The 20,748-nt window shown below is 63.8% G+C and carries 24 protein-coding genes; 9 read left to right on the forward strand and 15 right to left on the reverse strand.

Annotated features, from left to right (window positions below; translation table 11 throughout):
* Position 1 precedes the first annotated feature (1 nt).
* The 4 genes from WMW70_RS14665 to WMW70_RS14680 all read right to left on the reverse strand — a co-directional run bounded on the left by WMW70_RS14665 (position 2) and on the right by WMW70_RS14680 (position 3,764).
* Complete coding sequence (locus WMW70_RS14665; protein WP_341438199.1) at positions 2-772, reverse strand: substrate-binding periplasmic protein; 771 nt, start codon at positions 770-772, stop codon at positions 2-4.
* Between the two features lie 96 nt (positions 773-868).
* Positions 869-1,606: a substrate-binding periplasmic protein gene (locus WMW70_RS14670; RefSeq protein ID WP_341438200.1), complete on the reverse strand. Its 738-nt coding sequence runs from the start codon at positions 1,604-1,606 to the stop codon at positions 869-871.
* A gap of 149 nt (positions 1,607-1,755) precedes the next feature.
* On the reverse strand, positions 1,756-2,556 hold the full coding sequence (locus WMW70_RS14675; protein ID WP_445942149.1) for a substrate-binding periplasmic protein: 801 nt from the start codon (positions 2,554-2,556) through the stop codon (positions 1,756-1,758).
* Positions 2,557-2,672: 116 nt separating this feature from the next.
* Positions 2,673-3,764 (reverse strand): endonuclease/exonuclease/phosphatase family protein, encoded by a 1,092-nt coding sequence (locus tag WMW70_RS14680; protein WP_341438202.1) that lies wholly within the window; start codon positions 3,762-3,764, stop codon positions 2,673-2,675.
* A gap of 110 nt (positions 3,765-3,874) precedes the next feature.
* Here WMW70_RS14680 and WMW70_RS14685 point away from each other — a divergent pair, with 110 nt between their 5' ends.
* Positions 3,875-4,114, forward strand: a complete 240-nt coding sequence (locus WMW70_RS14685) for a CDGSH iron-sulfur domain-containing protein (protein ID WP_341438203.1) — start codon at positions 3,875-3,877, stop codon at positions 4,112-4,114.
* A gap of 212 nt (positions 4,115-4,326) precedes the next feature.
* The gene (locus WMW70_RS14690; protein ID WP_341438204.1) at positions 4,327-5,166 is read left to right on the forward strand and encodes an SDR family oxidoreductase; all 840 of its coding nucleotides are present in this window, start codon (positions 4,327-4,329) and stop codon (positions 5,164-5,166) included.
* A 9-nt stretch (positions 5,167-5,175) separates the two neighbouring features.
* Here WMW70_RS14690 and WMW70_RS14695 read toward each other — a convergent pair whose 3' ends face one another.
* Both WMW70_RS14695 and WMW70_RS14700 read right to left on the reverse strand, forming a co-directional pair.
* Positions 5,176-5,610, reverse strand: coding sequence for a VOC family protein (locus WMW70_RS14695; protein WP_341438205.1), 435 nt, complete (start codon positions 5,608-5,610; stop codon positions 5,176-5,178).
* Positions 5,611-5,640: 30 nt separating this feature from the next.
* Positions 5,641-6,303 carry a YciC family protein gene (locus WMW70_RS14700; protein ID WP_341438206.1) on the reverse strand — a complete coding sequence of 221 codons (663 nt, stop codon included), beginning with the start codon at positions 6,301-6,303 and terminating at the stop codon, positions 5,641-5,643.
* Between the two features lie 310 nt (positions 6,304-6,613).
* On the opposite strand from WMW70_RS14700, the gene WMW70_RS14705 reads away from it, so the two are divergent.
* The 3 genes from WMW70_RS14705 to WMW70_RS14715 all read left to right on the forward strand — a co-directional run bounded on the left by WMW70_RS14705 (position 6,614) and on the right by WMW70_RS14715 (position 8,004).
* Entirely contained in the window at positions 6,614-7,093 is a 480-nt protein-coding gene (locus WMW70_RS14705; protein WP_339461349.1) for an NYN domain-containing protein, read from the forward strand.
* Positions 7,094-7,096: 3 nt separating this feature from the next.
* Positions 7,097-7,723: a 3'-5' exonuclease gene (locus WMW70_RS14710; protein WP_341438207.1), complete on the forward strand. Its 627-nt coding sequence runs from the start codon at positions 7,097-7,099 to the stop codon at positions 7,721-7,723.
* Positions 7,724-7,827: 104 nt separating this feature from the next.
* Positions 7,828-8,004, forward strand: coding sequence for a DUF6435 family protein (locus tag WMW70_RS14715; protein WP_341438208.1), 177 nt, complete (start codon positions 7,828-7,830; stop codon positions 8,002-8,004).
* A gap of 18 nt (positions 8,005-8,022) precedes the next feature.
* Here the strand turns inward: WMW70_RS14715 and WMW70_RS14720 are convergent, their stop codons facing one another.
* The 3 genes from WMW70_RS14720 to WMW70_RS14730 are packed head-to-tail and all read right to left on the reverse strand — an operon-like array spanning position 8,023 to position 10,006.
* Complete coding sequence (locus WMW70_RS14720) at positions 8,023-8,640, reverse strand: TPM domain-containing protein (protein WP_341438209.1); 618 nt, start codon at positions 8,638-8,640, stop codon at positions 8,023-8,025.
* Positions 8,641-8,666: 26 nt separating this feature from the next.
* Positions 8,667-9,398 carry a TPM domain-containing protein gene (locus WMW70_RS14725; protein ID WP_341438210.1) on the reverse strand — a complete coding sequence of 244 codons (732 nt, stop codon included), beginning with the start codon at positions 9,396-9,398 and terminating at the stop codon, positions 8,667-8,669.
* Positions 9,398-10,006, reverse strand: a complete 609-nt coding sequence (locus WMW70_RS14730) for a LemA family protein (protein WP_341438469.1) — start codon at positions 10,004-10,006, stop codon at positions 9,398-9,400. The genes WMW70_RS14725 and WMW70_RS14730 overlap by 1 nt, the downstream gene beginning before the upstream one ends.
* A 243-nt stretch (positions 10,007-10,249) precedes the next feature.
* Between WMW70_RS14730 and WMW70_RS14735 the strand changes: the two genes are divergently transcribed.
* A complete protein-coding gene (locus WMW70_RS14735; protein WP_341438211.1) occupies positions 10,250-11,587 on the forward strand; it encodes a DEAD/DEAH box helicase in 1,338 nt (445 codons plus the stop codon).
* 210 nt (positions 11,588-11,797) lie between these two features.
* On the opposite strand, the gene WMW70_RS14740 is transcribed toward WMW70_RS14735, so the two are convergent.
* The 3 genes from WMW70_RS14740 to WMW70_RS14750 form a co-directional block, all read right to left on the reverse strand.
* The gene (locus WMW70_RS14740; protein WP_341438212.1) at positions 11,798-12,250 is read right to left on the reverse strand and encodes a PAS domain-containing protein; all 453 of its coding nucleotides are present in this window, start codon (positions 12,248-12,250) and stop codon (positions 11,798-11,800) included.
* Between the two features lie 270 nt (positions 12,251-12,520).
* Entirely contained in the window at positions 12,521-13,522 is a 1,002-nt protein-coding gene (locus tag WMW70_RS14745) for a response regulator (protein WP_341438213.1), read from the reverse strand.
* A gap of 79 nt (positions 13,523-13,601) precedes the next feature.
* On the reverse strand, positions 13,602-14,846 hold the full coding sequence (locus WMW70_RS14750) for a TIGR03862 family flavoprotein (protein WP_341438214.1): 1,245 nt from the start codon (positions 14,844-14,846) through the stop codon (positions 13,602-13,604).
* A 113-nt stretch (positions 14,847-14,959) separates the two neighbouring features.
* Between WMW70_RS14750 and WMW70_RS14755 the strand changes: the two genes are divergently transcribed.
* Positions 14,960-16,093 carry an aminotransferase class V-fold PLP-dependent enzyme gene (locus WMW70_RS14755; protein ID WP_341438215.1) on the forward strand — a complete coding sequence of 378 codons (1,134 nt, stop codon included), beginning with the start codon at positions 14,960-14,962 and terminating at the stop codon, positions 16,091-16,093.
* 64 nt (positions 16,094-16,157) lie between these two features.
* Here the strand turns inward: WMW70_RS14755 and WMW70_RS14760 are convergent, their stop codons facing one another.
* The 3 genes from WMW70_RS14760 to WMW70_RS14770 form a co-directional block, all read right to left on the reverse strand.
* Positions 16,158-16,442: a hypothetical protein gene (locus WMW70_RS14760; protein ID WP_341438216.1), complete on the reverse strand. Its 285-nt coding sequence runs from the start codon at positions 16,440-16,442 to the stop codon at positions 16,158-16,160.
* A 313-nt stretch (positions 16,443-16,755) separates the two neighbouring features.
* Positions 16,756-17,919, reverse strand: coding sequence for a class C beta-lactamase (ampC, locus tag WMW70_RS14765; RefSeq protein ID WP_341438217.1), 1,164 nt, complete (start codon positions 17,917-17,919; stop codon positions 16,756-16,758).
* Between the two features lie 247 nt (positions 17,920-18,166).
* Positions 18,167-19,087, reverse strand: a complete 921-nt coding sequence (locus tag WMW70_RS14770; protein ID WP_341438218.1) for a histone deacetylase family protein — start codon at positions 19,085-19,087, stop codon at positions 18,167-18,169.
* A 179-nt stretch (positions 19,088-19,266) separates the two neighbouring features.
* On the opposite strand from WMW70_RS14770, the gene tesB reads away from it, so the two are divergent.
* Positions 19,267-20,136 (forward strand): acyl-CoA thioesterase II, encoded by an 870-nt coding sequence (gene tesB / locus WMW70_RS14775; RefSeq protein ID WP_341438219.1) that lies wholly within the window; start codon positions 19,267-19,269, stop codon positions 20,134-20,136.
* Positions 20,133-20,720 (forward strand): HAD family hydrolase, encoded by a 588-nt coding sequence (locus tag WMW70_RS14780; protein ID WP_341438221.1) that lies wholly within the window; start codon positions 20,133-20,135, stop codon positions 20,718-20,720. The genes tesB and WMW70_RS14780 overlap by 4 nt, the downstream gene beginning before the upstream one ends.
* Positions 20,721-20,748 lie beyond the last annotated feature (28 nt).

Consider the following 20,748-nt stretch of genomic DNA (forward strand, 5'->3'; position numbering starts at 1 on the left):
CTCAGGGCTGCGGGCTGGCTGAGGAGCGCAGTTCGGTAATCGCTCTATTGATCCTGTCCAGGCTGTGTTGGGGGACCTGCTTGCTGCACCACAGATGACGCTGGCCGCCGTCGGGGCTGTCGCTGAAGTGAATATATTTGAAGTCGCCCGGTTCGAATTCGGATTGGCGGATCAGTTCGCTGGCCTCTTCCTCGGCGATAAAGAAGTAGTCGGCGCGGTCGAGGGCGATCATGCGCAGCATATTGATGTTTTCCACCGTGGTTTTCATTCGCCGAGGATCGAGTTGGTGAATAAGCGCATCGATATGCTCGCCGTAGGAATAACCATCCTTGACCAGTAGGCGCAGTTCGCGGTTCTGCAGCACCTGCGCCAGGGGGCTGCCACTGTCGATATTGATATTGCTGAACAGCGCCAGGCCGATGGTCGGCTTGTCCTGGTACAGGGGCAGGGAAAAATTGCCGATCAGTTCGCGCTGCGGGTTCTTGAACCAGCCGACCATGCAGTCCACGCCGGCATTCCTTTCGAGGAGCTGAATCTGCCGGTTGGAAGGGGTTTTCTCCCATTTGAAGTCAATGCCGGCGTGGCGCAGGGCCTGTGCCGCGGGGGTCGCCGTAAGGCCTGCTATCTCGCCGTTTTCCAGGGTCTGCAGGTAAGGCGCGCGTTCGTTGTAATGCAGGGTGATAAAGGGGCTGTCCTGGGCCGTGGCCGTGAGTGTCGCTGCCAATAGCCAGCAGGCCGTCTTGATGATGAGGAATTTCTGCTTGTTGGCCATGCTTGCCGTTGGTCCGTGAGTGGCTGCGTTAACAGTTTCAGCCTAGCAGGCGGCTGTTGGAGGGTGGATATGCCGCTGCCGCGACGGGCGGCGCGTTTAATACAGGCGTAAATCCTCGCCCTCTGCCTGCAATTGCTCGTAGGCCTGGTCCAGCGCATCGCGCAGGGCTGCGGCGTTGGGGGCTTTTTGGGAGATGATCAGTTTGGCCGTCAGCCGATACAGGACCTGGTACGGCATGGGGGGTATGTCGAGCTGGCGACGGACCAACTCCACTGGGGTGCGATAGTCGAGGAGGAGGTCGCCGCGATGACGCTGGAGCATTTCCAGGGCGGCACTGTGGCTGCTGGTGCTGTGGATGCGCAGGTTCAGGCTGGGGTCTTGCAGCCAGTCGCTGAAAGGCTTGAAGTAGGTGTAGCCGCTGATCACGATAACGCTGCGCCCGGCCAGTTCTTCCGGCAGTTTGAGTGCTGGCATGCTCGGGCGGCGGTAGAGCACCAGATCGAGTTTGCCGAGCTCGCGATTGCTTTCCAGTACCTGATCGCGCAGTACTTCCTTGCCGGCCACGCCCGGCCAGATGTGCACGCTGCCGTCACGCAGGCCGGCGTACAGCCGCGCGCTGGGCAGGCCGCGGAACTCGCTGTGGTAACCGGCCTTGTCCAGCAGGCGCCGGAGCAGATCCAGGGTGGCACCCACGGAGCGACCTTCAGCGTCGGTGTAGGTGTAGGGCGGGAATTCGTAATAACCAACCTTGACCAGCGGCCTCGGAGCTTCCTCGGCGAGGCTCGTGCCGCTGAGCAGGACGCTGCAGAACAGAAGGCAGAAAAATAATCGCATGGGTCACCTCGCCGTGCCGTTATTTTCAGTTTATGCCGCCGTTAGCTGTTGCACCTGCTGTGGGCGCGGCTTCAGCCGCTAAATTCGTGGGTAAGTCCGCTTCCGCAAGAGTCGCAGAGCTCCATCAGTCAATACTCTGAGCCTAATCCTTATTTAAGGCCCTGGTCCGGTGATGTGCTGCGCAATGTTCGAGCCGCCCCCTCGTGCGGCAGGCTCAAGTCGGCACCGGCCGCCTGTAGCTCTTCGTAGGCGCGATCGAGGGCGTCGCGCAAGGCTTCTGCGCCGGGGGTGTGGCGCGAGATGATCAGTTTCAGGGGGATGCGCTGCAGCTGGATAAACGGCAGCTCGCCCATACCCAGGCGTCTGCGTGCCTGTTCCACCGGGGTCTGGTAGTCGAGCAGGTAATCGGCGCGGCGGCGCTGGAGCATCTCCAGGGCGGCGGTGTGGGTGCTGGTGCGATGCTCTTCGATGGCCAGGCGCGGGTCGTTGATCATCCGGTTGACCGATTTCCAGTAGGTGTAGCCGGTGATCATGATGACTCCGCTGTTCTTCAGATCATCCGGCAGGCGCGGCAGCAGGGTGTCCTTGCGAAAGTACAGGTTGAGGGCGATTTCACCGATCACGGCGCGGGTTTCCAGGGTGTGATCGAGCAGTTCGCTCTTGCCCGGGGCACCCGGCCAGATATGCACGCTGCCGTCCTGCAGGCCGCTGTACAGTCGCGCGCTGGGGTAGGCGCGGGTGGCGACGGCATAGCCAGCGTGCTCCAGCAGGCGCTGGGTCAGGTGCAGAATGGCTCCGCTGGGGCGTCCCTGGCTGTCGCTGTAGGAGTAGGGCGGAAATTCGTAATAGCCCACCTGCACCAGGGGTTGTGCGGTGCGGGCGGGGGAGTCGGCGTGGCTGGTAGCGGACCAACCCAGGGCGACAAACATGAGGCAGAGCAATCTTGGCATCAAAATAGGCACGTACTGCGGCGCTATGCCGTTTTTTCGTTCTTTTGGTTTGGTGCTGTCACGGCCAAGCATGGCCAAGGGCTGGTGATTTTGTCCAGCCGCATTGCCGGTACAGGTTAGTCCAGTGCCGGCAGCAGCAGGCGGGCCAGCAGCGGCAGGTGGTCGGAAATCTTCAGGGTGTCGTGCTGCCTGACCTGGGCGTCGAGCAGCGTCAGTTGCGGGCTGTGGAACAGGTAGTCGAGGGTGCGGTCGGCCCGTGGCGCGCCTGTGCTGTTGGGTGCATGGGTGTACCAGGCCGCCTGCCCGGGACCGCTGGCCTGGGCCGTGTTGGGGATCATCGGGTAGCGCGCGGCCAGTTGCTGCAGTTCGCTGCGCGCGGCATACCAGCCGCGCTGCTCGGCGGGCAGGTGCCGGTACTGGCCGGGCGGCAGCAGGTTGAAGTCGCCGCCGAGTACCCAGGGCGTGCTCCGGCCTTGCAGCTGGTCGAGCAGGCGGCCGGTCATGGTCACCTGTTGCTGCATGGTGTCGTCGCCCTGGGCGAAGGCATCGAGGTGGGTGTTGATCGCCGCCAGCTCGCCGCCGCCACGCAGCGGCAGGTAGCTGACCAGCAGGGCGCGTTTGAGGTTGAACAGGCGGCTGATCGGGTTGCCGGGCATCTGCGGCAGTTGCAGGCGTTCGGCACGCTCGATCTGGTAGCGGCTGAGGGTGGCGAGTTTCATGCCGACGCTGCCGAGAATCTTCGGGTGCGGGACGAACCCGGCCTTCCAGTAGAAGGCCTGGGTGCTGCAGGGGTAGAGGTCGCGCAGGCGCGCCTGCAGCAGGCCCAGCTGGTCCTGATAGTCGCTGGCCCGGGCCCCGTCGTGCAGCTCTTGCAGCAGGACGATATCCGCCTGTTCGTCGCGCACCACCCGAACCACCTCATCCAGGGTAAAGGCCAGGTCGGCGCTGCTGGGGCGCAGGTCCGGGCCGCTGCCGCCTTCCAGGTCGTACCAGAACACATGATTCTTGCCGGCCAGGTACTGGATATTCCAGGTCATCACCTTCAGTGCCTGGCCCGGTTGCAGCAGTGGGGCCTGGCTCCGGCATTCGACGGCCGCGATCTCCCGCGGCGCGGGTCGCCAGGTCAGGGCATAGACCAGTGCGGCGAGGATGCAGAACAGGCTTAGCAGGCTGAACAGGGCAATGGGCAGTAGGCGAGGCAGGGGCATGGGCGGGTCGGGGCGCAGGGGCTTGGGCTATGCTGAAGTCATCGAGCATACCCGAGATGCCCCCGGGTGCCGATGTTCTTCCAGTTGGCCAGCTACTGCGGGAGGTAGGCATGAGCGAACCGATCATTGCCCAGCGTGGCCCCTATGAGGTGGCCGTGCAGGCTGGGCAGGATTATTTCTGGTGCCGCTGTGGCCGCAGCGCCGCCCAGCCGTTCTGCGATGGCAGCCACAAGGGCAGCGGCATCACGCCCCTGCGTTACCGCGCCGAGGCGGACGGCAAGCTGTTCTTCTGTGGCTGCAAGCACAGCCAGACGCCACCCTGTTGCGATGGCAGCCATAAAAGGTTGTAGTAGCGGCTTAGCAGACCGTTGAAAAACTACCTGCGTTGGCAATACTGCGTTAAAAACAGGCTCGGAATGCTCATTTACAACCCGTAAACTCGGGTGCGAGCGCAGTCCGCTTCCTCGCCTGTTTTTGTGGGGCCGCCATCGGTATTGTCTTGCCTGCCTCGCCTACATTTTTCAACGGCCTGTTTACCGTCAGCCGCGCGTAAGGGACAGCCATGTATCGCAAGGTATTCGCCAGCAAGGTATTCGACCGCAAGGTCGTCGTCATCACCGGCGGTTGTGCCGGTATCGGCCGCGCGCTGGCCGTGCGTCTGGCTCAGGCCGGTGCTCGTCTGGTGATCTTCGACCTGCAGCAGCAGGCCCTGGACAGCCTGGTGCAGCACCTGGCCGATCACCACAACGCCGAGGCCCTTGGCGTGCTGTGCGACGTCGCCGATGCCGCGGCGGTGGAGCGCGCCATGGCCCTGACCATTGAACGTTTCGGTGGCATCGATGTGCTGGTCAACAACGCCGGCATCACCCACCGCAGCAGCTTTGCCGATACCGAGCTGGCGGTGTTCCAGCGGATCATGGCGGTCAACTATTTCGGGGCCCTGCACTGCACCAAGGCGGCCCTGCCCAGCCTGATCGCCCGGGGCGGGCAGATCATCGTGCTCAGTTCGCTGTCCGGCTTCGCGCCGCTGCTCTATCGCAGCGCCTACAACGCCAGCAAGCATGCCCTGCACGGGCTGTTCGAAACCCTGCGTTATGAACTCAAAGGCTCGGGGGTCAACGTGATGCTGGTGTGTCCCGGCTTTACCGCCACCGACCTGCGCAAGAATGCCCTGGTGGGGGATGGTTCGGTGGCCGCGCAGCCGCCGCTGGCGATGGGCAAGGTGGCGTCGCCGCAGGATGTCGCCGAAGCCATCTACCATGGGGCCCTGAAGCGCCGGCGCTTGCTGGTGCTGTCCAATGTCGACTGGCGGGCACGGGTGCTGGCGCGGTTCTTTCCGCGGCTGTTCGAGCGGGTGCTGTTGCCGCGGCTGTCCGGGATGAAGCCGCGGCCGGGCGGCTAACAGGCGCTGTCAGTGTTCGTGGGGCTCGATATAGAGCTCGTACACCTGATCCAGATCCCAGAACGTCGCTTCGATCTTGTGCCCGTCGAGGTCGCGGACAAAGCAGCCGTAATAGGGCTCGCCGTATTCGGCGCGGGGCCCGGGCGCGCCCTCGTCCGTGGCCCCGGCATCCAGCGCGGCGCGGTAGAACTCATGCACGGCGCTCTTGGTCGGGGCGACAAAACCGAAATGACTGCCGTTGCCGATACTCGCCGGTCGGCCATTGATGGGCGTCTGCACCCAGAATTCCGGGTATTCGCGGCCGTAGGCGATGGCACCAGGGTGGGTGAGGATACGTTTGCAGCCCAGGGTGGCCAGCACCTGATCATAGAAGGCGGTGGCCTGCTCGAAATTGTTGGTGCCGATGGATATATGGGAAAGGATGCTGGGATTGGCGTCAGCCATGAGCCGTCCTCCTTGAAGGGGTAGCTGCCTTCACTCGATAGCAGGCTGGGTGCTGCGCAGCATAAATAGTCGGAATAGCACGACACTTGAGAATAGCTGCAGAAAGCGATTCATGCTGCTCAGCAGCAGGCTGGCAAGGGGCTCGGCGTCCAGCCCGGCACTCTCCTGCACCCAGGCTTCGAACAGCCACAGGGGCAGCATCACGCCGAGCACGCACAGGAGGATCGGCCAGAAGTAGCCGTTGGTCATCTCGAAGCTCTCGCGCATGGCCTTGAGCGGGCCGAGGCCGCGCAGCACCAGCAGGTATTCGGCAAAGGCCAGCTTGATCATCAGCCACAGCCCCGGCAATACGAACAGCGAGGCCCCCAGCAGAATCGCCAGAGTGCTCATGGCTGCCAGCAGGGCAAAGCTCGGCCACAGGCGCAGGCTGAACGCCAGCAGGTCGCGGGCGCGGGGCGTCTGACCGTTGCTGCGGGCATCGAGAAACAGAATCAGTGCGGCGGCATACAGCGGGTAGAACAGCAGGCCGGCAAGAATCCGCGAGGCGGCGGCCGAGTCGCCCTCGACCAGGCTGCTCACCTGCTGCAGAAACAGGCTCTCCAGCACGATCAGCGGCAGGCACAGACGGGCGATGGCCAGCAGGTTATGGCTGAAGAAGAACCAGGAGTCGCGGAGCACGTGGAGCGGATTCATTGAGGGGCGGCGTCATGTCGAAGGGCGGGCCGCCACTTTAGCAGGCCGTTGAAAAACTACCTACGTTGGCAATACTGCGTTAAAAACAGGCTCGGAATGCTCATTTACAGCCCGTAAACTCCGCTTCCTCGCCTGTTTTTGCCTTGTCTTGCCTGCCGCGCCTACGTTTTTCAACGGCCTGCTCGCCGATTGGCGGGTAGGGCTCCAACGCAGTGCTGCCGACTGATCGCCGGCTGGGCCTTTTGCGGCCAGGGTGCTGCGCCTTCTGGCATACTGCCCGGCGCTTAATGCATAGCCACGAGGATTGCCGGTGAAGAAGATCGCCGTATTCGCCGATGTACAGAACCTCTACTACACGGTGCGCCAGGCCTATGGCTGCCACTTCAACTATGCCGCGCTGTGGGCCGATATCAGCCAGCACGGGCAGATAGTCGAAGCCTATGCCTATGCCATCGACCGTGGCGATGCCAAGCAGCAGCAGTTCCAGCAGATCCTGCGCAACCTGGGCTTTACCGTGAAGCTCAAACCCTATATCCAGCGCAGCGACGGCTCGGCCAAGGGCGACTGGGACGTGGGCATCACCATCGACATCATGGACGCCGCGCCGCGGGTCGATCAGGTAGTGCTGGCTTCCGGCGATGGCGACTTCGACCTGCTGCTGGAGAAGATCCGCCACAGTCATGGCGTCGAGGCGGTGGCCTATGGCGTGCCAGGGCTGACCGCGCAATCGCTGGTGCGCGCCGCCAGCCGCTATGTGCCGATCGAAGGCAGCCTGTTGCTGAGAAACTGATAAATGCTTGCAGATTCCATCGCCGTACTCGACTTCGAAACCACCGGCCTGTCGCCGGCCCAGCAGGCCCGCGCCACGGAGATCGGTGTGGTGATAGTCGAGGGTGGGCAGATCGTCGCCCGCTACCAGAGCCTGATGAACAGCGGTGCCTGGGTGCCGCCCTTTATCGAGCAGCTCACCGGCATCAGCAACGCCATGCTGCGCAACGCCCCGCCGGCCGCCCAGGTGATGAACGAAGTAGCAGACTTCGTCGGCGAGCGGCCATTGCTGGCGCACAACGCCAGTTTCGACCAGAAGTTCTGGGATGCCGAACTGGCCCTGGTGCGCCGTCGCCGGGTGCAGTCCTTCGCCTGCTCGCTGCTGCTGGCGCGCCGGCTGCTGCCCATGGCCCCCAGCCACAAGCTCGGCAACCTCAATCGCTGGATCGGCCTACCCGACACCGGCCAGGCTCACCGGGCCCTGGCCGATGCGGAAATGGCCGCCAACCTGACCTGCTTTATGGCCGCCCTGCTGCGCGAGCGCCATGGCCTTGCCGAAGTGTCCCACGGCTTGCTCTGCAGCCTGCAAAAAGTCCCCGCCGCCAAAATGGCTCTGACCTTGCAGAAACACCGCGAGCGCCTCTCGGTCTGAAACCATTGTTTGCGTTTGGTTACATCTGCATGGCCGCGAGCGCGAGTGCATGACTTAAGCTGGGGCGCGCTTATTTCAGCGCACTCCGATAGAGGCATGCACCCATGTTCGGTTTGTTCAAAAGTGATCCTGCCAAAAAGCTGCGCAAGCAATACAGCGCCAAGCTCGAAGCCGCCATGCACGCTCAGCGCAATGGCGACATTCGCGGCTACGCAACCTTGACCGAAGAGGCCGAGGCGTTATGGAAGCAACTTGAACCGCTGGAGCGGGATAAGCCCTGAGGGTTTACCCCGAAACCCTCAGGGCAGCACCACCAGATGGTTGGGCAGTTCGTTGCGTTGGTGGGTGGCTGGCACATGTTGCTTGAGTTGTGCGCCGCAGGCCTCGATGCAGCCGAGAAAGCCCTGCAGGGTCTGGCCCTGTTTCACCTGTTGGGTAAAGGTCGCGACTATCGCCTGCCAGGTTTCGTCGGGTAGCCGGGCGGAAATGCCGCGGTCGACCAGAATCTCCACATAGTGCTCGGCCTCCGCGACGAATATCAGCATGCCGGTGGCCCCTGCGGTGTGGTGCAGGTGGTGTTCGAGGAACTGCCGGCGCGCCATATTGGCCGCGCGCCAGTGGCGCACCGCGCGGGGTATCAGGCGACTGGTCAGCGCCGGGATGCGCAGCAGCAGGCTCAAGCCGGCAAAGCTCAGCCATTGCACCAGCAGCAGTTCCTGGGCGCTGAGCCAGCCACCAAAATAATTCAGCGCGCCTGGCACCAGCAGTGCCAGCACGCTGGCCCAGAGCAAGGGAATATAGGTGTAATCGTCGGCCCGCGCCGCCAGCACTGTGACCAGTTCGGCATCGGTCTCGCGCTCGACCGCGTTGATCGCCGCGGCGACCTGCCGCTGTTCGCTTTCATTCAATAAGGCCATGGGGTCTTCTTACTCGTTGAATTGAATTACCAACCGCCGGAAGCGCCGCCGCCACCGAAGCCGCCGCCACCGCCGCTAAAACCGCCGCCGCCACCGCCACCAAAACCGCCGCGGCCGAGGCTGGCCCCCAGCAGGCCGGCTGCCAGTGCACCACGACGTCCACGGCCGCCGCCACCACCGATCAGGCCCATGACAACCATCATCAGGATGAAAAACAGGAGGGCCGGGGGTTGCTCTTCCTTGGCCCCATCGGCGCGTTCGACCTCCGCCAGCGGCTCGCCGCCGAGCACCTGGAGTATCGCCGTCACGCCGTCGCTGATGCCCTGGGCGTAGTCGCCGCTCTTGAATGCCGGGGTGATCACCTGGTTGATGATCACCGAAGCCTGCGCATCGGTCAGGCGACCCTCGAGGCCGTAGCCGACCTCGATGCGCAGTTTGCGCTCGTCGCGGGCGACCAAGAGCAGGGCACCGTTGTCCTTGTCTTTCTCGCCGATGCCCCAGTGGCGGCCCAGTTGATAGCCGAAGTCCTCGATCGGCAGCCCTTGCAGGTTCGCCAGGGTGACCACCACCAGCTGTTCGCCGCTGGCTTTCTCGTGGGCCGCGAGCTGCTCCGTCAGGCGGGCTTCGGTGGCGGCGTCGAGCATCTGCGCCTGATCCACCACGCGCCCGCTCAGCGCCGGGAGTGCTGGTTGCGCCTGGGCCAGCCAGGCCCAGGCGCACAGCAGCAGAAACAGCGGCAAGCGCAGTGCGGCTGCCATCAGAATTTCACTTCTGGGGCTTTTTCCGCCGCCGGTGTGGTCGCTTCGAAGTTCGCCCGCGGCTGCATGTCGCTGTACATCAGGCTATGCCAGATGCGTCCGGGGAAGGTGCGCAGCTCGGTGTTGTAGCGCTCGACCGTGGTGATGAAATCGCGCCGGGCCACCGCGATACGATTTTCCGTGCCTTCCAGTTGCGACTGCAGAGCGAGGAAGTTCTGGTTGGATTTAAGGTCAGGATAGCGCTCGGAGACTGCCATCAAGCGGCTCAGGGCACCGCTCAATTGCTGCTGGGCTTGCTCGAACTGGCGCATTTTTTCCGGCTGATTGAGGGTGCTGGCGTCCACTTGAATGGAGGTGGCCTTGGCTCGCGCCTCGATCACTGCAACCAGGGTGTCCTGCTCCTGTTTGGCGAAGCCTTTGACGGTTTCCACCAGGTTGGGGATCAGGTCGGCACGCCGCTGATATTGGTTCTCCACCTGGGCCCAGGCGGCCTTGACCTGTTCGTCGTAGGTGGGGATGTTGTTGATGCCGCAGCCGCTGAGCAGCACTGCCATCACCAGCAAGGCGGCTATCCGCCCACTGAACCCGTATCCCGCTGTTGTCTGCATCTGCATGATTCGTCGATTTCCATTTCAGGCGTGAACAAGAGGGTCACCCTAACGCGCCCTCGGCGAATAAGCCAAGGGCGACGGTTGTCGGATAAGGCCCGCGTGTGATGTTCGACAGCCCTGCGCGCGGAAGATTCGTTGCTCCGCCAGAGGCTCGGTAAGGCCACGTAACAGAAATGCGAAGGTCGGCGCTGGGCAGGGTAAACTGCGCGCATCCGCCTATTTGCCTTGCTGGTTACCCCTATGACTTTTGCCTCCCTCGGCCTGATCGAGCCTCTGCTGCGTACCCTCGATAGCCTCGACTACAAGATCCCCACGGCCGTGCAGGCCCAGGCCATTGTGCCGATCCTTCAGGGCCGCGACCTGATGGCCGCTGCGCAGACCGGCACCGGCAAGACCGCAGGCTTTGCCCTGCCGGTGCTGCAACGGCTGATGATGGAAGGGCCGCAGGTGGCGAGCAACTCAGTGCGCGCCCTGGTGCTGGTGCCGACCCGCGAGCTGGCCGAGCAGGTGCTGCAGAGCTTTATCAGCTATGGCCAGGATCTGCCGCTGCGCAGTTATGCGGTGTATGGCGGGGTCAGCATCAACCCGCAGATGATGAAGCTGCGCAAGGGCTTGGACGTGCTGGTGGCCACCCCTGGCCGTTTGCTCGACCTCTACCGGCAGAACGCGGTGAAGTTCAACCAGGTGCAGACCCTGGTGCTGGATGAGGCCGACCGCATGCTCGACCTGGGGTTTGCCAACGAGTTGGAGAGTGTGTTCCGCGCGCTGCCGAAAAAGCGCCAGACCCTGCTGTTCTCCGCCACCTTCTCCGAAGCGATCCGCGCCATGGCCGGCGAGATGCTCAATGACCCGCTGAGCATCGAGGTCAGCCCGCGCAACGCCGCCGCCAAGACGGTCAAGCAGTGGCTGATTCCGGTGGACAAGAAGCGCAAGAGCGAGCTGTTTCTGCATCTGTATCAGGCCAAGCGCTGGAGTCAGGCCTTGGTTTTCGTAAAAACTCGCAAGGGTGTCGATGAGCTGGAAGCCGAGCTGCAGCGCCACGGCATCAGCGCCGACTCGATCCATGGCGACAAACCCCAGGCCACCCGCCAGCGCGCCCTGCAGCGGTTCAAGGATGGCGAGGTCAAGGTGCTGGTGGCCACCGATGTGGCGGCTCGTGGCCTGGATATCGACGACATGCCGCTGGTGGTCAACTTCGACCTGCCCATCGTTGCTGAAGACTATGTGCACCGCATCGGCCGCACCGGCCGTGCCGGCGCGGTGGGGCAGGCGGTGTCGCTGGTCTGCGCCGATGAAGTGCAGCTGCTCTCGGCCATCGAGACCCTGACCCAGCAAGTGCTGCAGCGTATCGACGAGCCGGACTTTATCCCCGACCACCGTGTACCGCAGACCTTGCCCGGCGGCCAGGTGGTGAAGAAACCGAAGAAGGCCAAGAAGCCGAAAGTGGTTGGCGGTGGCAAGGGCGGCAGTCTGGGGCGCTGGATGGAGGCAGATGAGCCGGCCGCGCCGGCAGTCAAAGCTGTGCGCAAGGTGCCGAGTTTTGGCGGCAAGCCGGCCAAGGGCGGTAGGAAGCCGTAGCTCGGACCTATTGTCCTTTCAGATCAAGCAAAGCTCGCGGGCAAGCCCGCTCCTACACGGGCAACGCAGTCCCTGTAGGAGCGGGGGGCACCCAGTTATTGCCCGCGATTATTATCGATGGATCATCGAGATTATTCGGCCAGGAGTCGACGTCCTCCACCAACCGCTGTGGCCTTGGGGCTTATTGGGTGGCGCTTTGCTCACACCGACCTACCTGGCCTGCATCGCTTCCAGCTGCTTCTTGTGGGTCGCCGCAGCGGTCATGTCGTAGATCACCACGCAGATATGCTCGACGCTGCCCTGGCCGCCGGCCAGCGGCAGCAGGGTGACGTTCTGGTACATAAAGTCTTCCTGGCCGGTGATCGGCTGGTAGTTCTTGAAGTGCATCAGGTAGGGGTGCTGTTCCCACAGGCTGAACGCGCGCGTGCCCAGTTGCACCACGGTATCGACCTTGCGCCTTAGCCAGGCTTCGTCGATTTCCGGGAACAGGCTGAACAGGGTTTTGCCCTGCACTTCATCCGGGCCCATGCCCGAATGGTTTTCCATAAAGCTGTTCCACACCTCCACCTGGTACTGGCGGTCGAGGACGATCACCCCTACATCGATGCACTGCACGATATCGAGCAGCCAGTGCACTTCGTGGATATCTATCTGCGCGGGCATGGCTGAGGGTCTGCTCCCGTTTCGTTAGCGGTCGCGCCGGAGCCTGTTTTTGTGCGAGGCAAGGCGCGAGACGCGAAGTTTGGTGTACCAAATGAGTGTCGAGAAACACAGCATCGCACAAAAACAGGCCCGGCCCTGCGGGTTGCGCGGGAAATGGCCCCCGCTGTCGTTGCAGGACTTGGCAAGGGGGCGACCATTACCTGCGTCCTACGCCTAACCGGGGGCCATTTCTCGCGGCAACGCGATCCGCGAACGAAACGGGAGCAGACCCTACCCCATCAGGTAGTTGATCTTGTGGGTCAGGCGCTTGATCGAGTCTTCGGTAAACAGCAACAGCAGGTCGAAGTGGATATTCTGCGCTTCCAGGCTGTAGCTGATTTCCACCGCCAGGGTCTTCTTCCAGCGCCTCTGGTTGATATGGATCAGCCGTTCGATGGAGGCATGCTGACCCAGCAGCAGGGGGTGGCCCTGGGAAAAGCGCACATCGATCTGCTCGGCAATCCCGGCCAGGCACGCGCCGATCAGGATGCTGGCCAGGTCCAGGAGCATTTCCGAGGTTTCCAGGTCGTCCTTTGGCTGCCAGCCGAGCAGGCGCGCCATATCTGCGGTTTCCGAGTCGTGGAACAGCAGCAGCGCCTCGCCGGCGATGCCGTCGCCGATAAAGCCCTGGCACACCGCGCTCAGGCGCTCGCCGCGCATGGCGTCGGTGAGGGTCATGTGCAGCTCGCTGACCTCGAAGATATTCACCTGGGGCAGCGGCAACTGTACAAACACCCCCAGTACCTGAGCCAGCAGCGCCGCCGCGCGGCCCATGGCGACGTTACTCACCTCGCGCAGGGCATCGCGAAAATTCACCTTCAATTCATCGAGCATTGCCGCCTGGGCCATGGCTCCGGGCGTGGCCTTGGGGTCGAACAGGCCGAGTTCTAGCAGGGTGCTGCGCAGTATTTCGGGGTCGGCGGGTTTCTTGATAAAGGCCAGCGCACCGAGTGCCTTGACCCGCCGTAAGGCTTCTTCCTGCACGTCACCGGAAACCACCACCACCTTGCAGGCCAGGCCTTCGGCGCGCAGCGCGGCAAGGGTTTCGTAGCCGTCCAGCACCGGCATGGTCAGGTCCAGCAGCATCACCTGGCCCAGGCCCTGGCGTATTGCAGCAAGGGCCTCCTCACCGTTGCCGGCCTGGCGGATGGTTACCGGCCATTCGGGCGGCAGCGCGCGGATCAATTGCTTGCGCGCCATATTCGAGTCGTCGCAGACCACTAGTGGGATCACGGCTGGAGAGCACCTGTTCGCGTGGAAAGACGGGGGCGGCTTCAGGCAAGCATAGCCGTTAAGGTTGTGCCCGCGGGGCTTATTCGGCCGGGCGTTGCAGCCATGCGAGTACGCCCTGGGCGGCGCGGCGGCCGCTGGCAAAGCAGGCGGTCAGTAGGTAGCCGCCGGTTGGCGCTTCCCAGTCGAGCATTTCCCCGGCGCAGAAGGTGCCGGGCAGGGCCTTGAGCATCAGCTCCGCGGTCAGCTGCTCGAAAGGTACGCCGCCGGCCGTGCTGATGGCTTCATCCAGCGGCCGTGGGCGGATCAGCTCGATGGGCAGGGCCTTGATCGCGCCGGCCAGCTGTAGCGGATCGTTGAAGACCTCGGCGCTGGCCAGTTCGCGCAGCAGCGCGGCCTTGACCCCGTCGATCCCGGCCCGGCGATGCAGGTGTTTGGCCATGGACTGCGAGCCGCGCGGTTTGCTCAGCGCGGTCTGCAGCTTGGCCAGCGGCGTCTGCGGCAGCAGGTCGAGGAGCAGGGTGGCGCGGCCATGCCGGTTGATCGTCTCGCGAATATCCGCCGACAGGGCATAGACCAGGCTGCCTTCGATACCGCTGGCGGTCAGCACAAACTCACCCAGACGTGGCGTGGCACCGAGCAGATTCAGGCTGACGTTCTTCAGCGGCGCGCCGGCGAACCTGTCGCGCAGAAAGGGGCTCCAGGCGCTGACATCGAAGCCGCAGTTGCTCGCCTGCAGGGGCGCGATAGTCACACCGCGTGCTTGTAGCAGCGGCACCCAGGCACCGTCCGAACCCAGCCGCGCCCAGCTGCCGCCGCCCAGGGCCAGCAGGGTGGCGTCGGCCATGATCAGCTGTTCGCCGGCGGGAGAGGCGATGCGCAGCGCGCCTTGGTTATCCCAGCCCAGCCAGCGATGGCGGGTGTGGATCTGCACGCCCAGCTCGCGCAGGCGTTTGAGCCAGGCGCGCAGCAGGGGCGCGGCTTTCATATCGGTGGGGAACACCCGTCCCGACGTGCCGACAAAGGTGTCGATGCCCAGGCCGTGAATCCAGGCGCGCAGGGCGTCCGCATCGAAGTCCTGCAGCAGCTCGGCCACCTGTGCCTGGCGCTGGCCGTAGCGGGCGACAAAGGCCGGCTTGGCCTCGGAGTGGGTGATATTCATGCCGCCGACCCCAGCCAGGAGGAACTTGCGCCCCACCGAGGGCATGCCGTCGTATAGATCGACCTGCATGCCGCCCTTAGCCAATACCTCGGCCGCCATCAGCCCGGCGGGGCCGCCGCCGATAATGGCAACGCGAGGGGCAGGCTGTTGGCGGGTCGTGGTCATGATGAGATCGGCTGCGGTAAACGGGCTGGCATTCTAACCGAGGCTGCCGCGACCTTGTTATTTGCCCGGGCTTCGGGCAGGGTCGTGAGGAGAATTTCTGCCTGGAGCGCCTTATGTCTGACCTCTATCCCAGCATCGACCCCGACGGCCTGATCGAATACTCGGTGGTCTACACCGACCGCTCCCTCAACCATATGTCGCAGTCGTTCCAGGGCATGATGAAGGATATCTCCAGCACCCTGAAACAGGTCTACAACGCCCATGCCGTGGCTATCGTGCCCGGTAGCGGCACCTTCGGCATGGAGGCGGTGGCGCGCCAGCTGGCCACCGGGCAGAAGTGCCTGGTGATCCGCAACGGCTGGTTCAGCTACCGCTGGACGCAGATTTTCGAGATGGGCCAGATCCCCTCTGAAGCCATTGTGCTCAAGGCCCGGCCGGTAGCCGAAGGCAGCCAGGCAGCATTCGCCCCGCCGCGGCTTGCCGATGTACTGGCGGTTATCGCTCTGGAAAAACCCCAGGTGGTCTTTGCGCCGCACGTGGAAACCTCGTCCGGCATGATCCTGCCGGATGATTACCTGCGCGCCGTGGCGGATGCCGTGCATGCGGTTGGCGGTCTGTTTGTACTCGACTGCATCGCCTCTGGCACCCTCTGGATGGATATGCAGGCCTGCGGCATCGACGTGCTGATCAGCGCCCCGCAGAAAGGCTGGAGCGCCTCACCGTGCTGCGCCCTGGTGATGCTTAGCGAAGCGGCCCAGGCCCGCGTCGAAGCCACGCAAAGCACCAGCTTTGCCTGCGACCTGAAGAAATGGCTGCAGATCATGCAGGCCTACGAGCAGGGCGGCCACGCCTACCACGCCACCATGCCCAGCGATGCCCTGGCGCGTTTCCGCGATGCCATGTTTGAGGCCAAGACCCTCGGCTTTGCCGCCGTGCGCAACCAGCAGCAGGAACTCGGCGATCGGGTGCGCGCACTGCTGGCCAGCAAAGGCTTTAAAAGTGTCGCCGCGCCCGGTTTCGAAGCCCCCTGCGTGGTGGTCTGCTACACCACCGATGCCAGCATCAAGAACGGCAGCAAGTTCGCCGCCCAAGGCCTGCAGATCGCCGCTGGCGTGCCGCTGCAGTGCGATGAGCCGGCCGACTTCCAGACCTTCCGCCTGGGGCTGTTCGGGCTGGACAAGCTGGGCAATATCCAGCGCACCGTCGCGACCCTGGAGCTGGCGCTGGATAAGGTGTTGGCCGGCTAAAACCCCAGGGCTTGATGCCGGGCCTGACCCTGAGGGTTCAGCTGCGTCTTAAGCACGCATGCGGCTAGACAAAAGGCTGCCCGCCGAAGCCTCTGGGCAACCGCTGCCGCCCTGGCAGGTCGGTGAGCCGCTGTTGCCAGGATGCGCGCCAGTCATTGCTCGCGTGGGCGACCTTGGCTTTGCGTGTGGCCCTTCGCGCCGCGTTGCGCGCAGTTTTGCGGTTTTCCTTAAATACCTCGGTGCCGCGGCAGCTGCGGCACTTCACCTGAGCCAGTTCGCTGGTGGAACTGAGGTTGCTGCCATGGTGGCCGCAGGCGAGATGGCCGGCGACCCGGTAGTGAATGACCATAGGTAAATCTCCTTGGCAAAGAGTGCGCTGCGTAGCAGAGAGCCAGGCGATCATTAAAGAGGTGATCGCTTGGGCGCGCCGCCATGACGTCAGTCACGCCGCAGCCGAGGGCCCTGGACAGCCTTGCGCCTATGCAAGAAGACGGGGTGACCTGGTCCCTGTCTGGATCGCTGCCTGGTCCCGGCTTGCACAAGCTCCGGGTTTGTTCGGTCGCGACCCCATCAACGCTTTAGACCCCCGAGTCTGGGGGCGGTTCGGTGGTGAGCTTTTCAGCGTGTGGATGGGTATCGCTACCCCCAACTCCATCCGATGGTTATTGCTTCGACGCGTTCGTGGACTTGTCCAGCGCGGTCACTATGGCGTGCGCAACCTTGATCCTGGCCGCGTTGGGGTAGTTCTTGTTGGCCAGCAGTACCAGGCCCAGTTGCTGGCTGGGGACAAACAGGGCGTAGGCACCGAAGCCGCCGGTGGAGCCGGTTTTGTTGAACAGGCTGTCGCCCGGCTCGAGCTCCGGTGGCAGCAGGCGCGTGGCGGGTTGCGCTTCCAGGGCCATGGCCGGGGAGTTGCCGGCCTGCAGGCGCTCCAGGCTGATCGGATAAGGGTAACGCTCCCAGCCGAGGCCCTGGGTCATGTCGCCGACGCGGTAATAGCCGGTGTGGGTCATGGCGATGGCGCGCTGCAGTTCAATGCTCAGGCCTGCAGGATTCAGGTTGGCCTGGACAAAACGCAGCATGTCCCGCGCGTTGGTTTTTACCCCGTAGGCTTCGGCGTCGAGCATCCCCGGGGTGACCCGCAGCGGCTGGTTGTCTTTGCTGTAGCCGTAGGCATAGCGCGGCATCTGCGCTGCCGGCACCTTGATATAGCTGTGCGACATGCCGAGCGCGGGGAACAGCGTGCCTTCCATCAGGCTGGGGAAGGGCTGGCCCATGCTCTTGGCCGCGAGCATGCCGAGCAGGCCGATGCTGGGGTTGGAATAGCGCCGATGGGTGCCAGCGATATGCTCGGGCTGCCACTGGCGGTAATAGGCGAGCATGCTGGCCGGGTCGGTCACGCTATCAGGGAACTGCAGCGGCAGCCCGCCAGCGGTGTAGGTGCCAAGGTTGAGCAGGCTGGCGTGTTCCAGTTGGCTGCCGCGCAGCTGGGGCCAGTGCTGGCCGGCGCTGTCCATCAGGGTCAGCTTGCCGGTGGTCTGGGCCAGGGCGGCGAGGGTGGCGGTGAGGGGTTTACTGAGCGAGCCGATTTCAAACAGGGTGTCGCGGGTCACCGGCTGCTGGTCGTCCAGGCGCGCCACGCCATAGTTGAAGTAGTGGGCCTGGCCCTTGTGGCTGATGGCCACGGCCATGCCGGCGATGTCGTATTCCGCCATCAGCGGACGGATGGTTTCGTCTACCAGTGGCTGCAGCCTGTCTGTTGCTTGCGCGGCAGTGCAGGTGGCAAGTGCTATTGCTGTCAGCAGTGTTTTGAGTCTTCCGTGCATGCTGTGCGAGATTCCTTGGTCGTGAAGATGCGCGATATGACCGCGCCCGGTACTGGTTATATCCCGGCTCTGCGCCGTTGATGCGTTGCCTGACTGGGCAGGCTAGAACCCGTCTAGCAGAGACTGCAACAGGTAGGCTGCGCCGTGCGCACCAAGGATTCGCAGCCGGGTTGGTGCGCACAGCGCACCCTACGGGATTAGGCCATCCCAGGCTCAGTGGTGATGGTCGAATGCACTACGTTAGCCTTTATCCCAGCCCGCGCGCCTGCCAGACCTTGGCCGCGCTGTGATGCAGTATGCCGTGACGCCTGGCCAGGGCCATGCGGTCCTTGTCGTAGCCGCCGCCGATCAGCCCGACCACCGGGATATCGCGGCTCAGGCAGTGGTTGAGCACGGCTTCGTCACGGGCAGCGATGCCGGCGTCGGTCAGGTTGAGATAGCCGAGGGCATCGTGCTGGTGCACATCGACGCCGGCGTCGTAGAGCAGGATATCCGGCTGGTACAGCGGCAGCAGGTAGTTGAGGCAGTCATCCACCACCTTGAGATACTCGGCGTCACCCATGCCCTTGGGCAGGGGAATATCCCAGTCGCTGAGCGCCTTGCGTGCCGGGTAATTGTTTTCGCAGTGCAGGGAGACGGTGATCGCCTCCGGGGTGTTTTCCAGCAGGCGCGCGGTGCCATCGCCCTGATGCACGTCGCAGTCGAAGATCAGCACGCGCTGGGCCTTGCCGCTTGCCAGCAGATACTGACTGATCACCGCCAGGTCATTGAAGATGCAGAAACCGGCCGGATGATCGTAATGCGCATGGTGAGTGCCGCCTGCCAGATGGCACGTCAGGCCGTGCTGCAGCGCCTGCTCGGCCGCCAGCAGCGAGCCACCCACGGCGCGAATGGTGCGCTGCGCCAGGGCGGCGCTCCAGGGTAGGCCGAGGCGGCGCTGCTCTTCATAGGCCAGCTCGCCGCTGGCAAAGCGCTGGATATAGGCCGGGCAGTGGGCCAGGGCGAGTACATCCGCTGGGCAGAGGTCGGGGCGCAGCAGTTCGGCATCGGTGCTCAGGCCGCTGGCGACGATGTGGTCACGCAGCAGGCGGAACTTCTCCATGGGGAAGCGGTGGCTGGCCGGGAAGGGCGGGCTGTAATCGTCGTGATAGACCAGCGGCAGGCGCATGGCAGTGGGCTCGGGCGGAAGTGGCCGAAGTATGGCCGCAGGCTCTGCTTAGGCTCAAGTCCAGCGGTCTATTGGCTAGAATGCTGCCATTATTGTCCGCATCCATCTTTCAGTCGGGCCGACAAGCCTTGGTAAAGGCTTTACCATCTCGCCCCCAGTGCGTTTACAGGAGAGCATGCATGAGTCAGGTGTTGAATGAGTTGGTCGCCCTGCTGACCCTGGAAACCATCGAAGAAAATCTATTCCGCGGCGTCAGCCAGGACCTCGGCTTTCGCCAGTTGTATGGCGGCCAGGTGCTGGGCCAGTGTGTCTCGGCGGCCAGCCAGACGGTGGATACGGCGCGCCATGTGCATTCCATGCACGGCTACTTTCTGCGTCCGGGTGATGCCACGCTGCCGGTGGTCTATCAGGTCGACCGGGTGCGCGATGGCGGCAGTTTCAGCACCCGGCGGGTGACGGCGATTCAGAAGGGCAAGCCAATCTTTACCTGCAGCGCCTCCTTCCAGTTCGATGAAGAAGGCTTTCATCACCAGAACCCGATGCCGGAAGTGCCGGGGCCGGAAGAGCTGAAGTCGGAAACCGAGCTGGCGCGCCTGGTTGCGGCGATGATTCCCGAGCGCATGCGTGAGCGTGCCACCAGCGACAAACCCATCGAAATCCGTCCGGTGACGCTGATCAATCCCTTTGCGCCCAAGCCCTGTGAACCGGTCAAGCATGTGTGGTTCCGCGCCGCCGGTGAACTGCCGGACGAGCCCCAGCTGCACAAGCTGCTGTTGGCCTATGCCAGTGACTTCAACCTGTTGACCACCTCGATGCAACCCCATGGCGTGTCGGTGTTCCAGAAGTTTATGCAGGTCGCCAGCCTCGACCACTCGCTGTGGTTCCACGGCAACCTGCGTATGGACGACTGGCTGCTGTACAGCATGGACAGCCCCTGGGCCGGCAATGCTCGCGGTTTCTCCCGCGGCAGTATCTTCAATCGCCGGGGCCAGCTGGTCGCCTCCGTCGCCCAAGAGGGGCTGACTCGCGTGCGTGAGGACTGGAAGTGAGCCTGAGCAGTGCGAAGCACTGGGTGTTCGATATGGATGGCACCCTGACCCTGGCGGTGCACGACTTCGAGGCGATCAAGCGAGCGCTGGATATTCCTCTGGAGGACGACATCCTCGGCCATCTGGCCGTGCTGCCCGAGGCGGTGGCCGCAGCCAAACACGCCTGGCTGCTGGAGCATGAACGTGAACTGGCGCTGGCCGCCGAGCCCGCCCCTGGTGCGATTGAACTGGTGCGCGAGCTGCACGGCCGGGGTTGTCGCCTCGGCATTCTCACCCGCAACGCCCATGAGCTGGCGTTGCTGACCCTGCGCGCCATCGGTCTGGATGACTGCTTTGCCGTGCCGGATGTGATCGGCCGCGATGAGGCACCGCCCAAGCCCGATCCCGGCGGCCTGCTGCATTTCGCCCAGGCCTGGCAGGTGGCACCTAGCGAGCTGGTGATGGTTGGTGATTACCGCTTCGACCTGGAGTGCGCCCGCGCCGCCGGGGCGCGCAGCGTGCTGGTCAATCTGGCGGAAAACCCCTGGCCGGAGCTGGCCGATCATTTCGCCGTGGATTGCCGGGCGTTGCAGCGCGCCTTGTAGGGTGCGCCGTGCGCACCGTCTGGCAATT

It is taken from the genome of Pseudomonas sp. XK-1 (assembly GCF_038069885.1).
In the GTDB taxonomy this organism is placed as follows: domain Bacteria; phylum Pseudomonadota; class Gammaproteobacteria; order Pseudomonadales; family Pseudomonadaceae; genus Aquipseudomonas.